We start from the raw sequence: 16,864 nt of genomic DNA, 5'->3' as shown, positions 1-16,864 counted from the left end.
CGGGGGAAGCGTAGAGTGACATAGGACGCCTGAATCTGGACGCCTCGCTGGTAAGGGAGAAATCGTGACGATTGATTGGGACGAAAAAAAGGCCCTGCTACAGGAACCGAACATCGCGAAGGTAACGCAGCTTTGCGATGAATTGATGGAAAAGAAGCCCGATTCCATCGTCCCCTACATCGACCCCGTGCACGACGAAGATGAGTGCAGGATCATCAGCCTCCAGGCCAGCCCCGGCAAGGGGACCGAGTCCGGATTCGTCTCGCACAACAACGATGACGAAGCGGCCCGCCGCGCCACCCAGATTTACGAGCTTGCTGAGCTTGACCCCCGTTACGTTATGCCCTGGAACGCCTACCCCTGGATCCGGGAAAGCGGCAGTCCCTCGGCACTTAGTGTCCAGGAGAAAACCGACGGTCTTCGCCCGTTCCGGCAGTTCCTCAAAATCAACTCCCGGGTTTCGGCCATCATCGCTCATGGTACCGACGCATCCACCTTCCTGACGCTGTTCGAGAAGACCTACCACTCGTCACTGAAGAATGCCGGCATCAAGATCTACAAGGCCTCCGCCCTTGGCGGCAGGGCCTTTGCTGTTTCTGAGGCCAAGCAGGAAGAACTCCTCGCCAAGAACGTCGAGACCTACCGGGACGCGATGCAGCGGGCAGGCATCCAGCACCTCTGATCCGCCCGCTGCCCTTCCCATTCAGAAACCGGCAGATTTAGGACTTCAAGCTGTCGTCCGGGTCGGTGCTCTTGCGGCGTTGCTCTATGCCCTGGGCAACCTGCAGGATGCCGTCCTCCACGCCGTGGGCTATGGCCTTTGGTGCGGCGGCCACAGTGCCAGCCGCAGCACCAACGACTCCCGTCACTGCGCTTCCGGCGGCCTGTCCTAGATCGAGAAGCGACGTATGCCATTCCTTGCGCTCCAATGCCTCCGTCGCCGGCATGCCATAAGCCTCAGAGAACACCATGAGAAGCCGCTGGGTTTCCGATAAGGAATCATAGAATTTGGGCAGCTCGAAGGGATTCGCCACGCGAGTCAGTGCGTCCACCTTCGCCGCTTTCGCGGCAGCATCGGCCAATTTCTGCACTTTAGACCGCGTGAGCTCTAGCCGGCGTTCCCTCGCCCGCTCCACGTGGCGGGCGTGCGCGCCTGTGGATTCTGCCTTGGCCCCATGAACAATCTCGAGTGAATCCATCCGGACCATATTCGTCAGAGCAACCGCTGTAATGATTAGCCAGTGCTGGAGTTCGCCGGACGCAGCACTCTTTGCACCGTCCAACCGCTTGCCGAAGCTCTTGGCACTCAAGCCATCCGCGAGCGCATCTATATGGTTGAGCGCGACGGCGTGCATTTGCGATAAGGCTGCAGCCTGTCCTGCCACCTGGTCCCACAGTGTGGCCGTCAACTCTCCGGTTTCTTCAAAGTACCCAAAGGCCTTGTCCAAAATATAAGTCGTCCCCTGGATGTTGCCCAGCGCTTCATTCCGGGTGTCCCGAAGCACCGTATCGAGCTTCACATCGATTGCTTCGAGCTGCACTTCCAAGCTGTGGATAGCAGCTCGAATAGCTACCGCGGCTGCCAACATCGCTGGGTTGGGCCCGGCGGGAAGGCCCGCCGGAGAGGATTTCACCAACTGCACCACGGTGTCGATAGTCCCGTCGGACTGGCGAAGGACGCCGCTGACGATGCCGAACGCCTCTTTGGTGGAACCGGCCAACTCCAAGTACTTCGCGTAGGACTCAGGGGTCATCTGGAAAGAGTTGCCACTTACTGCTCCCTGCCCCACGATGCTTAGAAGCCCGCCGGCAGCGGCCAGCATTTCGGTGATGGCCGTCCCGACCTTTGCCGTTGATTCGGGCGGCACATCAAGCTTCCGGAAGAGCTCGGCGATGGCGTCAGGTGACCCTGCTACCAGGGCGGACTCGCCCTCGACGTAGAGGGCAAGGTCCGGGTTCACATCATTCATAGTGGCCATCTTCACACACCCCACAGACAGAGCACTGACGCCACGTTGGGCTTTAGATCGAAGTAGGGGCTGCCACTCCTTACATCTGGGATGTCCCATCACGCACTAAACTCACACGGGTGATCACAGGTGAAATCAAGTCCCAAGTAGACAAGGTCTGGAATACGTTCTGGAGCGGCGGAATCTCCAACCCCTTGGAAGTCATCGAGCAGATCACGTACCTGCTGTTCCTGAAGCGCCTCGACGAGAACCACACGCGCGAAGAGAAGCGCGCCAACCTGCTGGGCCAGCCCCTGCAGAACGCGGTGTTCCCCGACGGGCTGGACCCGCAAGGCCGCCCCTACTCGGACCTACGCTGGTCCAAGTTCAAGGACTTCTCCCAGTCCGAGATGTTCACCGTCTTCTCCCAGAGCATCTTCCCGTTCCTTCGTAACGAACTGCCCAAGCAGTCGAATGGCGAGGATTCAACCTACAGCAACCACATGAAGGACGCGCAGTTCAAGATTCCGAACGCCGGCGTCTTGAAGCAGGTGGTGTGGTTGGGTCCCCAGATAGAAGTCCAGTGTTTGTGTGAGTTTCGTGTCCGAGAATGGACGCAGGAGGAAATTCACGAATCATGGCACGCAGACACACCCCTGAGCAGGTCATCGCCAAGGTCCGGCAGGGCCAGAAGATGCTCAATGACGGGCGCCCGATGGTCGAGGTAATCAAGGAGCTCCAGGTTACCGAGGCGACCTGGTATCGGTGGTTGAACCAGTACGGGTCCGAGAAGAACGCCGAGGCGTCCAAACGGACCAAGGAGCTGGAGAAAGAGAACGCCCGGCTTAAGCGGCTGCTGGCGGAGAAGGAACTGGCCATCGACATCCTGAACGAGGTGGCCAAGGGAAAATTCTGAGCCCCGAACCCCGCCGTCGTGCCGTGCGCATGGCGGTGGAGAAGTTCGGGGCGTCCGAGCGTTTCGCGTGCGCGGTGCTGGGGCAGAACCGGTCCGCGTTCCGCAAGAAGAAGCCCGATATGGGCTTTGAGGAAGCCCGGCTCCGTGCAGCCTTGCGCGCCGTCGCCGGGCAGCACCCCGCGTGGGGCTGGCGGAAGGTGCGCTGGCACCTGCTGGCTCAGCCTGAGTGGGACGGCGTGGTGCTGAACAGGAAGCGGGTGCGACGGCTCTGGCGCGATGAAGGCCTGGTCTGTAAACCCCGGGCGAGGAAGAAGCGCCGGACCGGGCCCGGCGCCGGTGAACAGAAGCGCCTAACTGCCCAGTACCCGATGCATGTGGTCAGTTTCGACTTCCAGTCCGATGTGACCTCTTGCGGACGGCACATCCGGTTCTTTAACGTCATCGACGAATACACCCGCACGGCGCTGGCGGTCATTCCGCGCCGGTCGTTCAAGGCCGCCGACGTGGTCGCTGTGTTGGAGAACATCATCGCCGAGACCGGCACCGCCCCGACCTACGTGAGGTGTGACAACGGGCCCGAATTCACCGCCGCCGCACTTGGTTGGGTCCCCAGATAGAAGTCCAGTGTTTGTGTGAGTTTCGTGTCCGAGAATGGACGCAGGAGGAAATTCACGAATCATGGCACGCAGACACACCCCTGAGCAGGTCATCGCCAAGGTCCGGCAGGGCCAGAAGATGCTCAATGACGGGCGCCCGATGGTCGAGGTAATCAAGGAGCTCCAGGTTACCGAGGCGACCTGGTATCGGTGGTTGAACCAGTACGGGTCCGAGAAGAACGCCGAGGCGTCCAAACGGACCAAGGAGCTGGAGAAAGAGAACGCCCGGCTTAAGCGGCTGCTGGCGGAGAAGGAACTGGCCATCGACATCCTGAACGAGGTGGCCAAGGGAAAATTCTGAGCCCCGAACCCCGCCGTCGTGCCGTGCGCATGGCGGTGGAGAAGTTCGGGGCGTCCGAGCGTTTCGCGTGCGCGGTGCTGGGGCAGAACCGGTCCGCGTTCCGCAAGAAGAAGCCCGATATGGGCTTTGAGGAAGCCCGGCTCCGTGCAGCCTTGCGCGCCGTCGCCGGGCAGCACCCCGCGTGGGGCTGGCGGAAGGTGCGCTGGCACCTGCTGGCTCAGCCTGAGTGGGACGGCGTGGTGCTGAACAGGAAGCGGGTGCGACGGCTCTGGCGCGATGAAGGCCTGGTCTGTAAACCCCGGGCGAGGAAGAAGCGCCGGACCGGGCCCGGCGCCGGTGAACAGAAGCGCCTAACTGCCCAGTACCCGATGCATGTGGTCAGTTTCGACTTCCAGTCCGATGTGACCTCTTGCGGACGGCACATCCGGTTCTTTAACGTCATCGACGAATACACCCGCACGGCGCTGGCGGTCATTCCGCGCCGGTCGTTCAAGGCCGCCGACGTGGTCGCTGTGTTGGAGAACATCATCGCCGAGACCGGCACCGCCCCGACCTACGTGAGGTGTGACAACGGGCCCGAATTCACCGCCGCCGCACTGATTGAGTGGTGCAACACCGCCGGCGTGGATACCGCCTTCATTGACCCGGGATCACCCTGGCAGAACGGCTTCATCGAGTCCTTCAACGCCCAGTTCAGAAGGGAACAACTCTCCGGAGAAATCATGGACACCATGGCCGAAGCCAAGTATTTGGCCGACGAATGGAAAGCTATCTACAATCATGAACGGCCCCATGGATCCCTGAACGGCATGACGCCGAAGCGCTACTGGGAAAACTGGACGCAAGAAAACCAATTAGCTATCGCATAGGCGCTGGACTGCTAACGGGGGTCCAACCAGGTGGACATTGTGGACAGCATCAACATGGACCGCAAGGACACCAAGGGTGACCTGTACGAGTACATGCTCTCCAAGCTTGCCTCGGCGGGTACCAACGGTCAGTTCAGGACGCCCCGCCACATCATTGATCTCATGGTGGCCATGACGTCGCCCAAACCGCTCGAGGCAATCTGCGACCCGGCGTCCGGCACCTGCGGGTTCCTAGTGCAGGCCGGCCAGTACCTCCGGGACAACAACCCCAGCCTGCTGACCGACGCGGAGACCGGCAAGTTCTTCCACCACCAGCAGTTCCACGGTTATGACTTCGACTCAACCATGTTGCGCATCGGCTCGATGAACATGCTGCTGCACGGCGTCGAAAACCCTGATATCTCATACCGCGATTCTCTGGCCGACCTGCATGCCGATGAGGAGGAGAAGTACGACCTCATCCTGGCCAACCCGCCGTTCGCTGGAAGCCTGGATTACGACAATGTGGCCAAAGACCTGTTGAAGGTCGTCAAGACGAAGAAGACGGAACTCCTGTTCCTGGCGCTCTTCATCAAGCTGCTCAAGCCGGGAGGTAGGGCGGCCGTCATCGTCCCCGACGGCGTGCTGTTCGGTTCTACCGGCGCCCACAAGTCACTGCGGAAGACGCTCGTCGAAGGGCACAAGCTCGACGCCGTGGTGAAGCTCCCCTCCGGCGTCTTCAAGCCGTACGCAGGAGTTTCCACCGCCATCCTGTTCTTCACCAAGACCAACTCCGGCGGCACGGATCATGTCTGGTTTTACGACGTGAAGTCCGACGGCTTCAGCCTCGACGACAAGCGCACAGCGCTGGGTTCGTCCGATCTCCCCGACGCTCTCGCCCGCTGGAACGAACGTACGACGGCGGAACTTGAGCGTGAGCGCACCGACCAGTCATTCTGTGTGCCGCTTTCGGAGATCGCTGCGAACGACTACGACCTGTCGCTGAACCGGTACAAAGAGATCGTGCACGAGGACATCGAGCACGCGGACCCGGAAGAGATTCTGCTTGCATTGAACGGACTCGAGGCCGAGATTGCCGAGGGCATGGCAGAACTGCAGGAGTTGCTCAAATGAACTCGACGCTCGGAGAAGTCTGCTCGATCATTATGGGACAGGCTCCAAGCGGGGATACTTACTCCGCCACTCAAGGCGTACCTCTCATCGCGGGAGCAGGCGACTTTAGCAGGGGCGTGCTCTCACCGAAAAAATACACCAGCCAACCGACCAAGCTTTCGCGTGCTGGTGATGTGGTCTTGAGCATCAGAGCCTCGATTGGTGACAAAGTTTGGTCCGACGGCGAGTATTGCTTGGGTCGCGGCGTAGCAGCGCTGCGCGCGGGAGCCCAGCTCGACAGGAATTTCCTCTGGCACTGGTTGGGTCATATCGAACCTACCCTTCGAGCCAAGGCAAAAGGGGCCACGTTTCTTCAGGTCAACCGCTCGGACATCACAGAACTCCCACTTCCAGTTCCACCGCTCGACGAGCAGCGGCGGATTGCTGCGATCCTGGACAAGGCCGATGAGCTCCGGACTAAGCGCCGCGCGGCCCTTGCCCACCTCGATGCCCTGACCCAATCAATCTTCCACGCAATGTTCGGCGACCCTGTGACCAATCCTCGGAACCTTCCCCGGTTAGCCCTGCCGGAGATCGGCCGTCTCTACAGTGGGGGCACTCCTTCCAAGGCGACTCCTGAAAACTGGGAGGGTGATGTCCCCTGGTTCAGCCCCAAGGATATAAAGGAATCGTTCTTGGAAAATTCCAAGGATCACATCTCGCCACAAGTAACTGAGACCACCTCGTTGAAGCTGCTACCAGCGAAAACAGTTGTATTTGTAGTGCGCGGGATGATACTGGCACATTCGTTTCCTGTAGCGATGCTGCGCCGCCCGGCCACGATCAACCAAGATCTTAAGGCGATCCAGCCTTACAAACCTATCGAACCGGAATTCCTGTTGGCATGCCTGCAAGCCCAACACGGGCATGCAGTAAGCCTTGTGGAAACAGCCGCGCACGGTACCAAGAAACTCACGGCTGACGGCCTTAGCAAAATCTACGTTTTTGAGGTCTCCCTAGAACGCCAGCAAGAATTCGCAGGGCAGGTATCCGCCGTCGAGCGCCTGAAGCAGGCGCACCGCAAGCACCTCGCCGAGTTGGACGCTCTGTTCGCTTCACTCCAACACCGCGCTTTCAAGGGGGAACTCTGATGTCAGAACCAGCACCTGAGTCGTTCGTGACGGAAGTTCCAATTTGGCCCGCACTTATTGTTCCCGTCCTGCAAGCGCTCGAGGACGGGCGGACTCTGCACCGCAAGGACCTGTTTCATCAGGCCGCTGACAAAGCCGGCCTTTCAGAGTCGGCACGCCTTGAGACTCTCAATTCAGGTGGACTTAGGTACGAGCAGCGCATGGGCTGGGTGTTGAGCCACGTTATTCGGGCCAACTGGATGGACCGGCCCACCAAGGGGCACTACTGCATCACTGATGAGGGCCGCCGATGGCTCAAAGAGAACCCAGGCGGCATCAACTACAGCCAAGCCCGCGAACTCTTCGCGAAGCACTGGCCCAAGTCTGAAAAGCCGACGGACCCCACGCAACCAGCTGCCCCGGACCAAGTCGCGGCCGAAGAACTGGAGCCTGTCGAGCAGATCGAGGACGGGATCAACCGGATCCATGCGGAGGTGGGCGTCTCGCTGCTCGCCCGACTCCGCGAGGGCCATCCCGACTTTTTCGAAGAAGCAGTGGTCAAGCTGCTCCTGAAGATGGGCTACGGCGGCGCCGAACAGCGGGGCCGCCGCATCGGTGGCACCGGGGACGGTGGCGTAGATGGGGTCATAGATCAGGACGCTCTCGGACTCGACCGGATCTACGTTCAGGCCAAACGGTACGCCGACGGCAACACGGTGGGCCGCGAAACCATCCAGGCTTTTGTGGGTGCTCTACACGGCGTCGGCGCGTCCCGGGGCGTCTTTATCACTACCAGTGCCTTCACCTCCGGAGCACGGCAGTATGCAGAGAACGTTCCCTCCCGGATCATCCTGATCGACGCCGCCCGGTTGGTAGGCCTCATGATCAAGTACCGGGTGGGCGTCCAGGTCAAGCAGACCTACGACGTGGTGGAGCTGGACGAGGACTTCTTCGAATAGTTGCGCTCCGCGGGGAGCTTTGTCGCACCTGTTTAATAGGTTGGAGCCCTCAAACAACCAGGGCAGGGGCAGAATGATCTCTGATATTATTTCCGCGCTCGACAAAAAGTTCGAGGGGCGTATCAATTCTCTCTATACCTTTGCCGCTTCAGCATTAGCGATTGTCGCCATAATGAGCGGCGGAAAACCGCCACTCATCGTCCTGTCGGCCATGAGTAGGGAGTATCTAGGGGCCCCGATTCCCTGGTTCGATGTTGGCCAGGCCTGGATTGCGGCGCGGGACTGGTTAACACCGGCCACTTGCATCGTGCTGGTCACGTTTGCTGCCCTGGCTGTTGTTTTGCAGGGGCAGAAAGCACTTCAAAGCCGTTCATCTGCGACGCTTTGGTTTATTGTCGCGCTGTCCGTCTCCCGGGGCGCCGACATGCTCGTCATTACTCTTGCCGTGTCGGTTGTGCTCATCTGCGGAGGCCTCATCAGGCAGCGCATTGTTGAATCCGGTATTGTCCCTGCCATCGCGGTGACTGCTGGTCTCATCGTTGCTCCGGTCAGGTTGGTGGAATGGCTATGCGGCGTCATTCTCCGCGAAAACGAAGCGCAGGATGTCCGTCTCGTCGATAAGGAAGAGCCCTTGGCCTCAGGGGCAAGGATCGTTTCCTGACCTCTGACACCGCAGCTTTACTTAGTGCGCCACACGCCATGGTTGACTAGTGCCAGACATCGCATCGTGGGATCGGAGAAAGCTGCATGGGGGCAGCGACAGTGAACAGCAACTTTGGCTTCATGCTGGAAGACTGGCCAGACCTGGCACAGCAGGCCCGCCGCTCTGAGCAGTTTGCCCGGCTTGACCCGCGCGCCTCGGTTTTCTACGCCCGGTACACCGTGGAGCGGCTCGTCGAATGGCTGTACAAGGTCGAGCCAGCACTCGCTCTTCCCTACAAGGAGGACCTCAACGCCCTGCTCAGCGAGCCCAGGTTCAAGAACCTCGTCGGCAGCGCAATCGGCAACAAGCTCACCATCATCCGCAAAGCCGGAAACAACGCCGTCCACAATGCCGTCTCTCCGACGCTGCAGGGTGCCGAACTCGTCCTTCGGGAACTGCATCACGTCTGCTACTGGCTTGCGAGGAACTACGCGAAGAACGGCAGCCAGCTGCCGCCGTCGCTGGCGTTCGACGCCGCACATCTCGCTCCGGCGCCAAAGGCTGCAGCCCCGCAGCAGTCGCCGGAGCAGCTGCAGGAGCTGGAAGCGCAGCTGAAGGCACGTGACGACGCGCTGGCCAAGGCCGCAGCCGAGTCCGCAAGCCTTGCTGCCCAGCTGGCGCAGCTCCAGGCCGAGGTAGCCGAGGCCAAGAAGCAGAACCAGGCCGTCCCGGACCGCCACGACTACGACGAAGCGCTGACGCGCCGACACCTGATCGATCTGGATCTCCACGAGGCCGGCTGGCCGCTGGACAACGTGGAAGACCGCGAGTTCAAAGTCGACACCATGCCCACGTCCAACGGGACGCTGACCGGCACCGGCTACGTGGACTACGTCCTGTGGGGCGCAGACGGCCTGCCGCTCGCGGTGGTAGAGGCGAAGCGGACCACCAAGGATCCGCATATCGGGAAGCAGCAGGCCAAGCTCTACGCGGACTGCCTGGAACGGCGGTACGGCCGCAGGCCCGTCATCTACTACACGTCCGGCTATGAGACCTGGATCTGGGACGACACCATGTACCCGGAGCGGCCGGTCCAGGGCTTCCACACCCGCGACCAGCTGCAGTTGTTCATCAACCGCAGGCAGACGCGGAAGCCGCTGGCCGAGCAGCAAATTGATGACGCCATCGTGGAGCGTCCGTACCAGCACAACGCCATTCGCGCTGTGACCGAGGCCTACGAGAAGAACTGTGAGCGAAAAGCCCTGGTTGTCATGGCAACGGGCACTGGCAAGACGCGTACCGTCGTCGCGCTGGCGAAGCTGCTGCAGGAGGCGAACTGGGCCAAGCGCGTCCTGTTCCTGGCTGACCGCGTTGCCTTGGTGAAACAGGCCGCCAACGCGTTCAAAACGCATCTGCCCGGCTCCGGACCGGTCATCCTGGGCGCCGGCGAGGACGCCGACAGCCGGATCCATGTGGCCACGTACCCGACGATGATGAACCTCATCAACCAGACCGAGGGAAAGCTGGGCAAGCGGAAGTTCGGCATTGGCCATTACGACCTCATAGTGGTGGACGAGGCGCACCGGTCCGTTTACCAGAAGTACCGGGCCATTTTCAGCTACTTCGACTCGCTTCTGGTCGGCCTCACGGCGACACCCCAGTCGGAAGTGGACCGGAACACTTACAGTCTTTTTGGGATCGAAGACAACGTTCCCACCTTCGCCTATGAACTGAACGAGGCCATTGATGCGGGGTACCTCGTTCCTCCACGCGTGGTTCCGGTCCCGCTGAAGTTCCCCTATGAAGGGATCTCCTACGATGACCTTCCGGAAGCCGAAAAGGAGCACTGGGACGAAGTCGAATGGGATGAAGAGGGTGAAATCCCTGACTCGGTGGACGCCAACGCCCTGAACTCCTGGCTCTTTAACGCCGACACCGTGGACAAGGCGCTGGAAGTCCTCATGACGCACGGCCACAAAGTCGCCGGCGGGGACCGCTTGGGAAAGACCATCATCTTCGCCAAGAACAATCTCCACGCCCAATTCATCGAGGATCGTTTCGACAAGAACTACCCGCATTTGAAGGGCCACTTCGCGAGGGTGATAACTCATCAGGTGAACTACGCTCAGAACCTGATCGACGATTTCTCACAGCGGGAAAATAATCCCCACATCGCGATTTCCGTGGACATGCTGGACACCGGCATAGACGTTCCGGAGGCCGTCAACCTTGTCTTCTTTAAGATGGTCCGGTCCAAAACCAAGTTCTGGCAGATGGTGGGGCGCGGCACCCGGCTTTGCCCCAACCTCTATGGCCCCGGCGAGGACAAGGAAGACTTCTTCATCTTCGACCTGTGCCGCAACGCGGAGTTCTTCAATGCGGGCATGGCCGGCAATGAGGGGTCAGTTGACAGGTCCCTGGCCGAAAGCACCTTCGCCACGCGAGTCCAGCTTCTGCGGACGACGGCGGACCTCACCTGGGACACGAACGTCCCCTTCGTGATGGACCTGAGGAAGTCCCTGCAGCACACGGTTGACCGGCTCCCCCGCGACAACTTCCTGGTGAAGCCGGCACGCAAATGGGGTGGACAGGTTCGCGGAGCCCGCAGCATGGGATGCACTGGATGTCGAAGACTTCGAGGCGTTGGAAACGCGCATCGCCAGGCTCGCTTCTATTGGCACCCTACCTGATACCGAGGAGGCCAAGCGGTTTGACTTCCTCATGCTGCAAACCGAACTCGCGTCGCTCCAGGGCAAATCACTGGGACCCCTCCGGACCAAGGTCCAGGCAGTTGCCGCCGCCCTGCAGGACCAGCCAAACGTTCCGGCCATCGCCGCGCAACTCCAACTGATCGAAGGAGTCCTCGACGACGAAGAGTGGAACTCGGTGTCGGTGGAATGGCTGGAGGAGATCCGGCTCAAGCTGCGGGAATTGGTGCACCTTATCGAAAAGCGCCGCCGGAACGTTGTCTACACCAACTTCCAGGATGAACTGGGGGAGCTGGAAGAGATTGAGCTCACCGGTGCCAGCAACGGGCATGTGGATCTGGCCCGGTACCGCGACAAGATCCGCCAGTACCTCCACCAGTATCAGGAGCATGCCTCCATCCAGCGCCTCCGCCGGAATAGGCAGCTTACCGCTTTGGACCTCTCCGAGCTCGAGAGGATCCTCCTCGAGAGCGGTCTGGGCTCCCCCGAGGACCTCAACCGTGCAGCTGCCGACGGACTCGGGCTCTACGTGCGGTGCCTTGTTGGCCTGGACCGCGATGCAGTGCAGGAAGCTCTGGAAGGCTTCGTAGCCGGGACAACCCTGACATCACAGCAGCTCGACTTCCTGCAGGTCCTGACGAACCACCTTGTGGACAACGGGAGGGTGCCGCCGTCGGCACTCTTCGATTCCCCCTACAACGAACTGGCACCCTCGGGGCCTGACGTCCTGTTCGGGGACGAGAAGGTTGTCCAGTTGTTCAGCATTCTCAGGGACATCGAAGGGCGGGCACGAGTAGTTCAGGCCGGGTAGGCGGAAGCCCACACTGTCAGGGATTTTTCAGGAGTACGTGGGCATACTCGTAGGTACCTTTACCGGCGAAAGAACCAGGCTGAACCTTGACGTCCCACACCAACCGCCCGCCCCAGGCAGCGTCCCCCGCGGAGGCCGCGGCCGTGCGCATGGCAGCCCTCCCCCAGTTGCGCCACTGGATTGCAGTGCCCCTCCTCATGGCAGTCCTCATCGTGGCGGCCGGTATGGCGCTGCGGTTCATCCCCGCCCTGACGTCGGCGGACATGTCCGTGGACGCAGAACTCAGCCATGACCACACAGCACCCCTCACGGGCGTGGCCATGGTCATCAATGCGGTGTTCAGCCCGGCAGGCGGCGTCCTGATGATCGCAGCCCTGTGCCTCTACCTGCTGTTGGTCCGCCGCAGCCCCGTAAACGCGGTCGCGACAGGACTGGTGGCTGCCGGCGGCTGGGTGAGCAGCGAACTGTTCAAGGTACTGGTGGCGCGGCACCGCCCCGACTCCACCGCCCTGTTCAACCCCCTGATCCCCGAACCGGGCACGGACAGCTTCCCGAGCGGCCACGTGGCGCTGGCCTCCGCGCTGGCCATCGCCCTCTTCCTGCTGGCGCGCGGGACCCGGTGGCAACGGCCCGCGGCCGTCCTCGGAATCGTCGTGCCGGTCGTCGTCGCATTCTCGCGCGTCTACCTCGGCGTGCACTACCCCACCGACGTCACCGCGTCCTTCCTCACAGCAGCCACAGGGGCCGCATTCCTGACCGGCCTGTGGAACCGCTTCGGCCTGGCGCTGCTGGCCCGGGTGCCGTTCCTGGCAAAGCTCGGTCCCGTCCCCGTTCCCCAGGCCTAAAGAAATTGCCATGACCGGCTTCATCGACGGCCTCCTCAACGTCAGCCCGGTTGTGGCGTACATCGCCGTCTTCTGCCTGGTCTTCGCCGAGGACGCACTGTTCATCGGTTTCGTGATCCCCGGCGAAACAGCCGCCGTCCTTGGCGGCGTGGTGGCCAGCCGGGGCGAAGTGCAGCTGGGAACGATGATGGCCCTGGTGGTGGGCGCCGCCGTCACTGGCGACAGCGTGGGCTACGAAGTGGGCAAGCACCTGGGAACCCGGCTGATGAAAACCAAGGCGCTGTCCCGCCACTCGGGCAGGCTGGACAGCGCGCAGGACTTCCTGCGCCGCAAGGGCGGGTCCGCCGTGTTCCTGGGCCGCTTCACCGCCTTCTTCCGCGCCGTCATGCCCGCCTTGGCCGGCACGTCCCGCATGCCCTACGGCCGGTTCCTTGCCTACAACGCCGCAGGCGGCCTTGCCTGGGGCATCGGCTTCGTCCTGCTGGGTTTCCTGGCCGGCAATTCCTATGAAGCCGTAGCCCAGGCTGTGGGGCGGGACCTCGCCGTCGTCATCGCCGTGGTGGCAGTGGCGGCCCTCATCGCCTGGCACGTCCGCTCACGACGGCGGCAGCAGCGGCGGCGCGCCGCAGGCCAGCGGCAGGACTAGGGAGAGTTTGACAGCCACTGTGACCAGTGCCATATTTAAGGCGTGAACCTGTCAGACAGCCGGACAGCAGGACAGCCTGTATTCCGTCACCTTGCCCGGCTGAGTGCTGCCGAGGCGGTGTTCAACGCCATCCGCGAGGACATTGAGTCCGGTGCGATTCCGGTGGGAACCAAGCTCAGCTCGGAGGCCACGTTGGCGCAGGAGTATGGGGTGAGCCGCTCGGTGATCCGGGAAGCCCTCCGCTCCTGCACTGCACTGGGCCTGACGGTCACCAGGACCGGCAAGGGCACGTTCGTCATTGCCAGCAAGGTGGCCAACGACCTCACCCTGGGGCAGTACTCGGCGCGCGACCTCACGGAAGCGCGCCCGCACATCGAGGTCCCGGCTGCAGCGTTGGCAGCTGAACGCCGCACTCCGGAGGAACTGGAAACCCTCCGCGGAATCGTTGCCGCCATGGCCACGGAAACCGATCCGGAGTCCTGGGTGGCCCTGGACTCCAGCTTCCACGCCACCATTGCCCGCGCCAGTGGCAACAAGGTGTTCGCGAGCGTCGTGGCGGACATCAGGGATGCCCTGGCGCACCAGTCCGAGACGCTGAACATGGTGGCTGACCGCCAACATGCCTCCGATATTGAGCACCAGCAGATCCTTGCGGCCATCGAGTCCGGCTCCGCGAAAGACGCCCGCGCCGCCATGGCCCACCACCTGGAAGCCGTGGGCGCAGCCCTGGACTCCATCCTCAACAACTAGCCAGATTCAACCAACCCTTCCAAGGACCCCATGCCCTCCCCCGTGTTTTCTGCTGCCCATACCGCTGCTCCGGCCCAGCTGGCCCTGCCGCAGCACACTCCGCTGGTCGCCGCCGTCCGCGACGGCCTGGTGGAGAGCGTGCACTACGGCTCCGCGGTTGCCCTCGCGGCTGACGGCTCAGTGGCGGCAGCCGCGGGTGACCCTATGGCCCCGTTCTATCCGCGCTCCGCGCTCAAGCCCCTCCAGGCAGTGGCCATGGTCCGGGCCGGCCTTGAACTCCCCGCAGACCTCCTGGCCCTGGCCGCCGCAAGCCACTCGGGGGCGGCAGCACACCGCGAGGGTGCCCTGCGCATCCTCGAACTGCACGGGCTTGCCACCACGGACCTGGAAAACAGCACGGACCTCCCCTACGGCACGGCCGAGCGTGAGGACTGGCTGGGCACCGGCGGCAGCGCCACCCGGATCACCCAGAACTGCTCCGGAAAGCACGCCGCCATGGTGGCCACCTGCGTGCTCAACGGCTGGCCTGTGCAGGGCTACCTGGACCCGTCCCACCCGCTGCAGCAGCTCGTGGCGGAAACTGTCATCGACCTGACCGGTGAGGAACCGGCAGCCGTCAGCACCGACGGCTGTGGCACCCCGCTGTTCGCGCTGACGCTCGGCGGCATGGCCCGCGCCTTCGGCCGGATCGCCAAGAAGGCCGCGGCCTTCTTGGAAGGAAACGACGACGACGGCAGCCCGGAAGCCGCCGTCGGGCTCGCCATGCAGCAGCACCCGGAGATGGTGGCCGGCGAAGACCGCGACGTCACCGCGCTGATGCGCCTCCTGCCCGGCGCCGTGGCCAAGGACGGCTTTGAGGGCGTGCAGCTGGTGGGCCTTCCCGACGGCAGGGCCGTGGCCGTGAAGATTTCCGACGGCGGCGACCGGGCCCGGATGCCCGCCACCGTCCGCCTGCTGGAAGCCCTGGGCGTCGACACCGAGCCGCTCGCCGGCATCGCCACCGCGCCGGTACTGGGCGGCAGCCACCCTGTGGGCCAGCTCCTGGCCACCGACTTCCTGAACCCTGCTTTCCCCACCACCAACCCGTCCACGCCCGTCAACGAAGCCCTGTGAGGACAACCATGACCATCACCGAAACAGCCGCGGAAGCAACCTCCGCCCCAACCAGGTCCGAGCACGACCTGCTCGGGGACCGGGACGTCCCTGCCGACGCCTACTGGGGCGTTCACACGCTCCGCGCCGTGGAGAACTTCCCCATCACCGGCCAGAAGCTGTCCTCCAACCTGCACCTGGTCCGTGGACTCGCCGCTGTAAAGCTGGCCCGCCGCCCGCACCAACCGCGAGCTCGGCCTGCTGGACGCCGAACGCGCCGAAGCGATCGAGCAGGCCTGCCTGGACGTCATGGCCGGCCGCCTTGCCGACCAGTTCGTGGTGGACGTTGTCCAGGGCGGCGCCGGGACGTCGTCGAACATGAACGCCAACGAGGTCATCGCCAACCGGGCCCTCGAAATCCTGGGGCATCCCAAGGGAGACTACGCGCGGCTGCACCCGAACGACCACGTCAACCTCAGCCAGTCCACCAACGACGTGTACCCCACCGCCGTGAAGCTGGGCACCATCTTCGCCGCCCGGGAACTGCTGGCAGCACTCGAAGAACTCGAGGACGCCTGCGCCGCCAAAGCCCTGGAATTCCGCACCGTCGTGAAAATGGGCCGCACCCAGCTGCAGGACGCCGTGCCCATGACCCTGGGCCAGGAGTTCGGCAGCTACGCCGTCACCATCGGCGAGGACCGCCTGCGTTTGGCGGAAGCCGAGCTGCTGATCCATGAGATCAACCTCGGCGCCACCGCCATCGGCACTGGCCTTAACGCGCCCGCCGGCTACGCCGACGCAGCCTGCCGGCACCTGGCCGAGATCACCGGACTGCCGCTGGTGACCGCCGTCGACCTCATCGAGGCAACCCAGGACGTGGGCGCTTTCGTCCACCTGTCCGGCGTGCTCAAGCGGGTGGCGGTCAAGCTGTCCAAGATCTGCAACGACCTCCGCCTGCTCTCCTCAGGCCCGCGCGCCGGCTTCGGCGAGATCAACCTGCCGGCCGTCCAGTCCGGGTCCTCGATCATGCCCGGCAAGATCAACCCGGTCATCCCGGAAGTGGTCTCCCAGGTGGCCTACGAGGTGATCGGCAACGACGTCACCATCACCATGGCCGCCGAAGCCGGGCAGCTGCAGCTCAACGCCTTCGAACCGATCATCGTGCACAGCCTTCATAAAAGCATCTCCCACTTGGAGGCGGCCTGCCGCACCCTTACGGCCCGCTGCATCCGCGGAATCACCGCCAACACCAAGCACCTGCGCCGCACCGTGGAACAGTCCATCGGCCTGGTCACCGCCCTGAACCCCCACCTCGGTTACGCCACCGCCACTGCCATCGCGCAGGAAGCACTTGCCACCGGCAAGGGCGTGGCCGAACTCGTCCTGGAACACGGGCTCCTCACCGACGCCCAGCTCCAGGAACTCCTCAGCCCCGAACGCCTGGCCAACCTCAGCAAGTAGTCCCCACCCGCCCCCTCAATATCCCCGTCTGTAAGG

Annotated in this window: 14 protein-coding genes and 2 pseudogenes; 15 read left to right on the top strand and 1 reads right to left on the bottom strand. The window is 62.8% G+C overall.

Going from position 1 to position 16,864, the window contains the following annotated elements:
- The first annotated feature begins 64 nt into the window (after nucleotides 1-64).
- Nucleotides 65-682 (top strand): uracil-DNA glycosylase, encoded by a 618-nt coding sequence (locus QF031_RS21225; protein ID WP_307432945.1) that lies wholly within the window; start codon nucleotides 65-67, stop codon nucleotides 680-682.
- Between the two features lie 37 nt (nucleotides 683-719).
- On the opposite strand, the gene QF031_RS21220 is transcribed toward QF031_RS21225, so the two are convergent.
- Complete coding sequence (locus tag QF031_RS21220; protein WP_307432942.1) at nucleotides 720-1,970, bottom strand: hypothetical protein; 1,251 nt, start codon at nucleotides 1,968-1,970, stop codon at nucleotides 720-722.
- 119 nt (nucleotides 1,971-2,089) lie between these two features.
- Between QF031_RS21220 and QF031_RS21215 the strand changes: the two genes are divergently transcribed.
- From QF031_RS21215 to QF031_RS21150, 14 genes and pseudogenes are all read left to right on the top strand, one after another.
- Complete coding sequence (locus tag QF031_RS21215; protein WP_307432939.1) at nucleotides 2,090-2,677, top strand: type I restriction-modification system subunit M N-terminal domain-containing protein; 588 nt, start codon at nucleotides 2,090-2,092, stop codon at nucleotides 2,675-2,677.
- Nucleotides 2,587-3,464 (top strand): annotated as a pseudogene (locus QF031_RS21210) (IS3 family transposase); the annotation flags it as partial. The gene QF031_RS21215 and the pseudogene QF031_RS21210, both read left to right, overlap by 91 nt.
- 79 nt (nucleotides 3,465-3,543) lie before the next feature.
- Nucleotides 3,544-4,691 (top strand): IS3 family transposase gene (locus QF031_RS21205; RefSeq protein ID WP_307422438.1). Its coding sequence is split into 2 segments (ribosomal slippage): nucleotides 3,544-3,817 and nucleotides 3,817-4,691, totalling 1,149 coding nucleotides; the frame shifts between segments, so codons are not numbered across the junction.
- Nucleotides 4,692-4,730: 39 nt separating this feature from the next.
- Nucleotides 4,731-5,804, top strand: a complete 1,074-nt coding sequence (locus tag QF031_RS21200) for an HsdM family class I SAM-dependent methyltransferase (protein ID WP_307432935.1) — start codon at nucleotides 4,731-4,733, stop codon at nucleotides 5,802-5,804.
- A complete protein-coding gene (locus tag QF031_RS21195; protein WP_307432933.1) occupies nucleotides 5,801-6,934 on the top strand; it encodes a restriction endonuclease subunit S in 1,134 nt (377 codons plus the stop codon). Before QF031_RS21200 ends, QF031_RS21195 begins: the two co-directional genes overlap by 4 nt.
- Nucleotides 6,934-7,872, top strand: a complete 939-nt coding sequence (locus QF031_RS21190; protein WP_307432930.1) for a restriction endonuclease — start codon at nucleotides 6,934-6,936, stop codon at nucleotides 7,870-7,872. Before QF031_RS21195 ends, QF031_RS21190 begins: the two co-directional genes overlap by 1 nt.
- A gap of 73 nt (nucleotides 7,873-7,945) precedes the next feature.
- Nucleotides 7,946-8,533: a hypothetical protein gene (locus QF031_RS21185; RefSeq protein ID WP_307432928.1), complete on the top strand. Its 588-nt coding sequence runs from the start codon at nucleotides 7,946-7,948 to the stop codon at nucleotides 8,531-8,533.
- 86 nt (nucleotides 8,534-8,619) lie between these two features.
- A complete protein-coding gene (locus QF031_RS21180) occupies nucleotides 8,620-11,205 on the top strand; it encodes a DEAD/DEAH box helicase family protein (RefSeq protein WP_307432926.1) in 2,586 nt (861 codons plus the stop codon).
- Nucleotides 11,159-12,034, top strand: a complete 876-nt coding sequence (locus QF031_RS21175) for a type I restriction-modification enzyme R subunit C-terminal domain-containing protein (RefSeq protein WP_307432923.1) — start codon at nucleotides 11,159-11,161, stop codon at nucleotides 12,032-12,034. The genes QF031_RS21180 and QF031_RS21175 overlap by 47 nt, the downstream gene beginning before the upstream one ends.
- 86 nt (nucleotides 12,035-12,120) lie before the next feature.
- Nucleotides 12,121-12,879 carry a phosphatase PAP2 family protein gene (locus QF031_RS21170; RefSeq protein WP_307432920.1) on the top strand — a complete coding sequence of 253 codons (759 nt, stop codon included), beginning with the start codon at nucleotides 12,121-12,123 and terminating at the stop codon, nucleotides 12,877-12,879.
- A gap of 10 nt (nucleotides 12,880-12,889) precedes the next feature.
- Complete coding sequence (locus QF031_RS21165) at nucleotides 12,890-13,525, top strand: DedA family protein (RefSeq protein ID WP_307432918.1); 636 nt, start codon at nucleotides 12,890-12,892, stop codon at nucleotides 13,523-13,525.
- 42 nt (nucleotides 13,526-13,567) lie between these two features.
- Nucleotides 13,568-14,275, top strand: a complete 708-nt coding sequence (locus QF031_RS21160; RefSeq protein WP_307432914.1) for a FadR/GntR family transcriptional regulator — start codon at nucleotides 13,568-13,570, stop codon at nucleotides 14,273-14,275.
- Between the two features lie 30 nt (nucleotides 14,276-14,305).
- Nucleotides 14,306-15,388, top strand: a complete 1,083-nt coding sequence (locus QF031_RS21155) for an asparaginase (protein WP_307432912.1) — start codon at nucleotides 14,306-14,308, stop codon at nucleotides 15,386-15,388.
- 8 nt (nucleotides 15,389-15,396) lie between these two features.
- Nucleotides 15,397-16,828 (top strand): annotated as a pseudogene (locus tag QF031_RS21150) (aspartate ammonia-lyase).
- The last annotated feature ends 36 nt before the right edge of the window (nucleotides 16,829-16,864 follow it).

Source organism: Pseudarthrobacter defluvii (assembly GCF_030816725.1).
GTDB classification, from domain to species: Bacteria; Actinomycetota; Actinomycetes; order Actinomycetales; family Micrococcaceae; genus Arthrobacter; species Arthrobacter defluvii_A.
The sequence above is the reverse complement of the archived record's forward strand: the minus strand, read 5'-3'. Positions and strand labels throughout refer to the sequence as shown.

Coding starts and splice junctions, on each gene's coding strand:
- QF031_RS21220 (WP_307432942.1), bottom strand. CDS start 1,970: ATGAATGATGTGAACCCGGACCTTGCCCTCTACGTCGAGGGCGAGTCC.
- QF031_RS21195 (WP_307432933.1), top strand. CDS start 5,801: ATGAACTCGACGCTCGGAGAAGTCTGCTCGATCATTATGGGACAGGCT.
- QF031_RS21190 (WP_307432930.1), top strand. CDS start 6,934: ATGTCAGAACCAGCACCTGAGTCGTTCGTGACGGAAGTTCCAATTTGG.
- QF031_RS21185 (WP_307432928.1), top strand. CDS start 7,946: ATGATCTCTGATATTATTTCCGCGCTCGACAAAAAGTTCGAGGGGCGT.
- QF031_RS21180 (WP_307432926.1), top strand. CDS start 8,620: ATGGGGGCAGCGACAGTGAACAGCAACTTTGGCTTCATGCTGGAAGAC.
- QF031_RS21165 (WP_307432918.1), top strand. CDS start 12,890: ATGACCGGCTTCATCGACGGCCTCCTCAACGTCAGCCCGGTTGTGGCG.
- QF031_RS21155 (WP_307432912.1), top strand. CDS start 14,306: ATGCCCTCCCCCGTGTTTTCTGCTGCCCATACCGCTGCTCCGGCCCAG.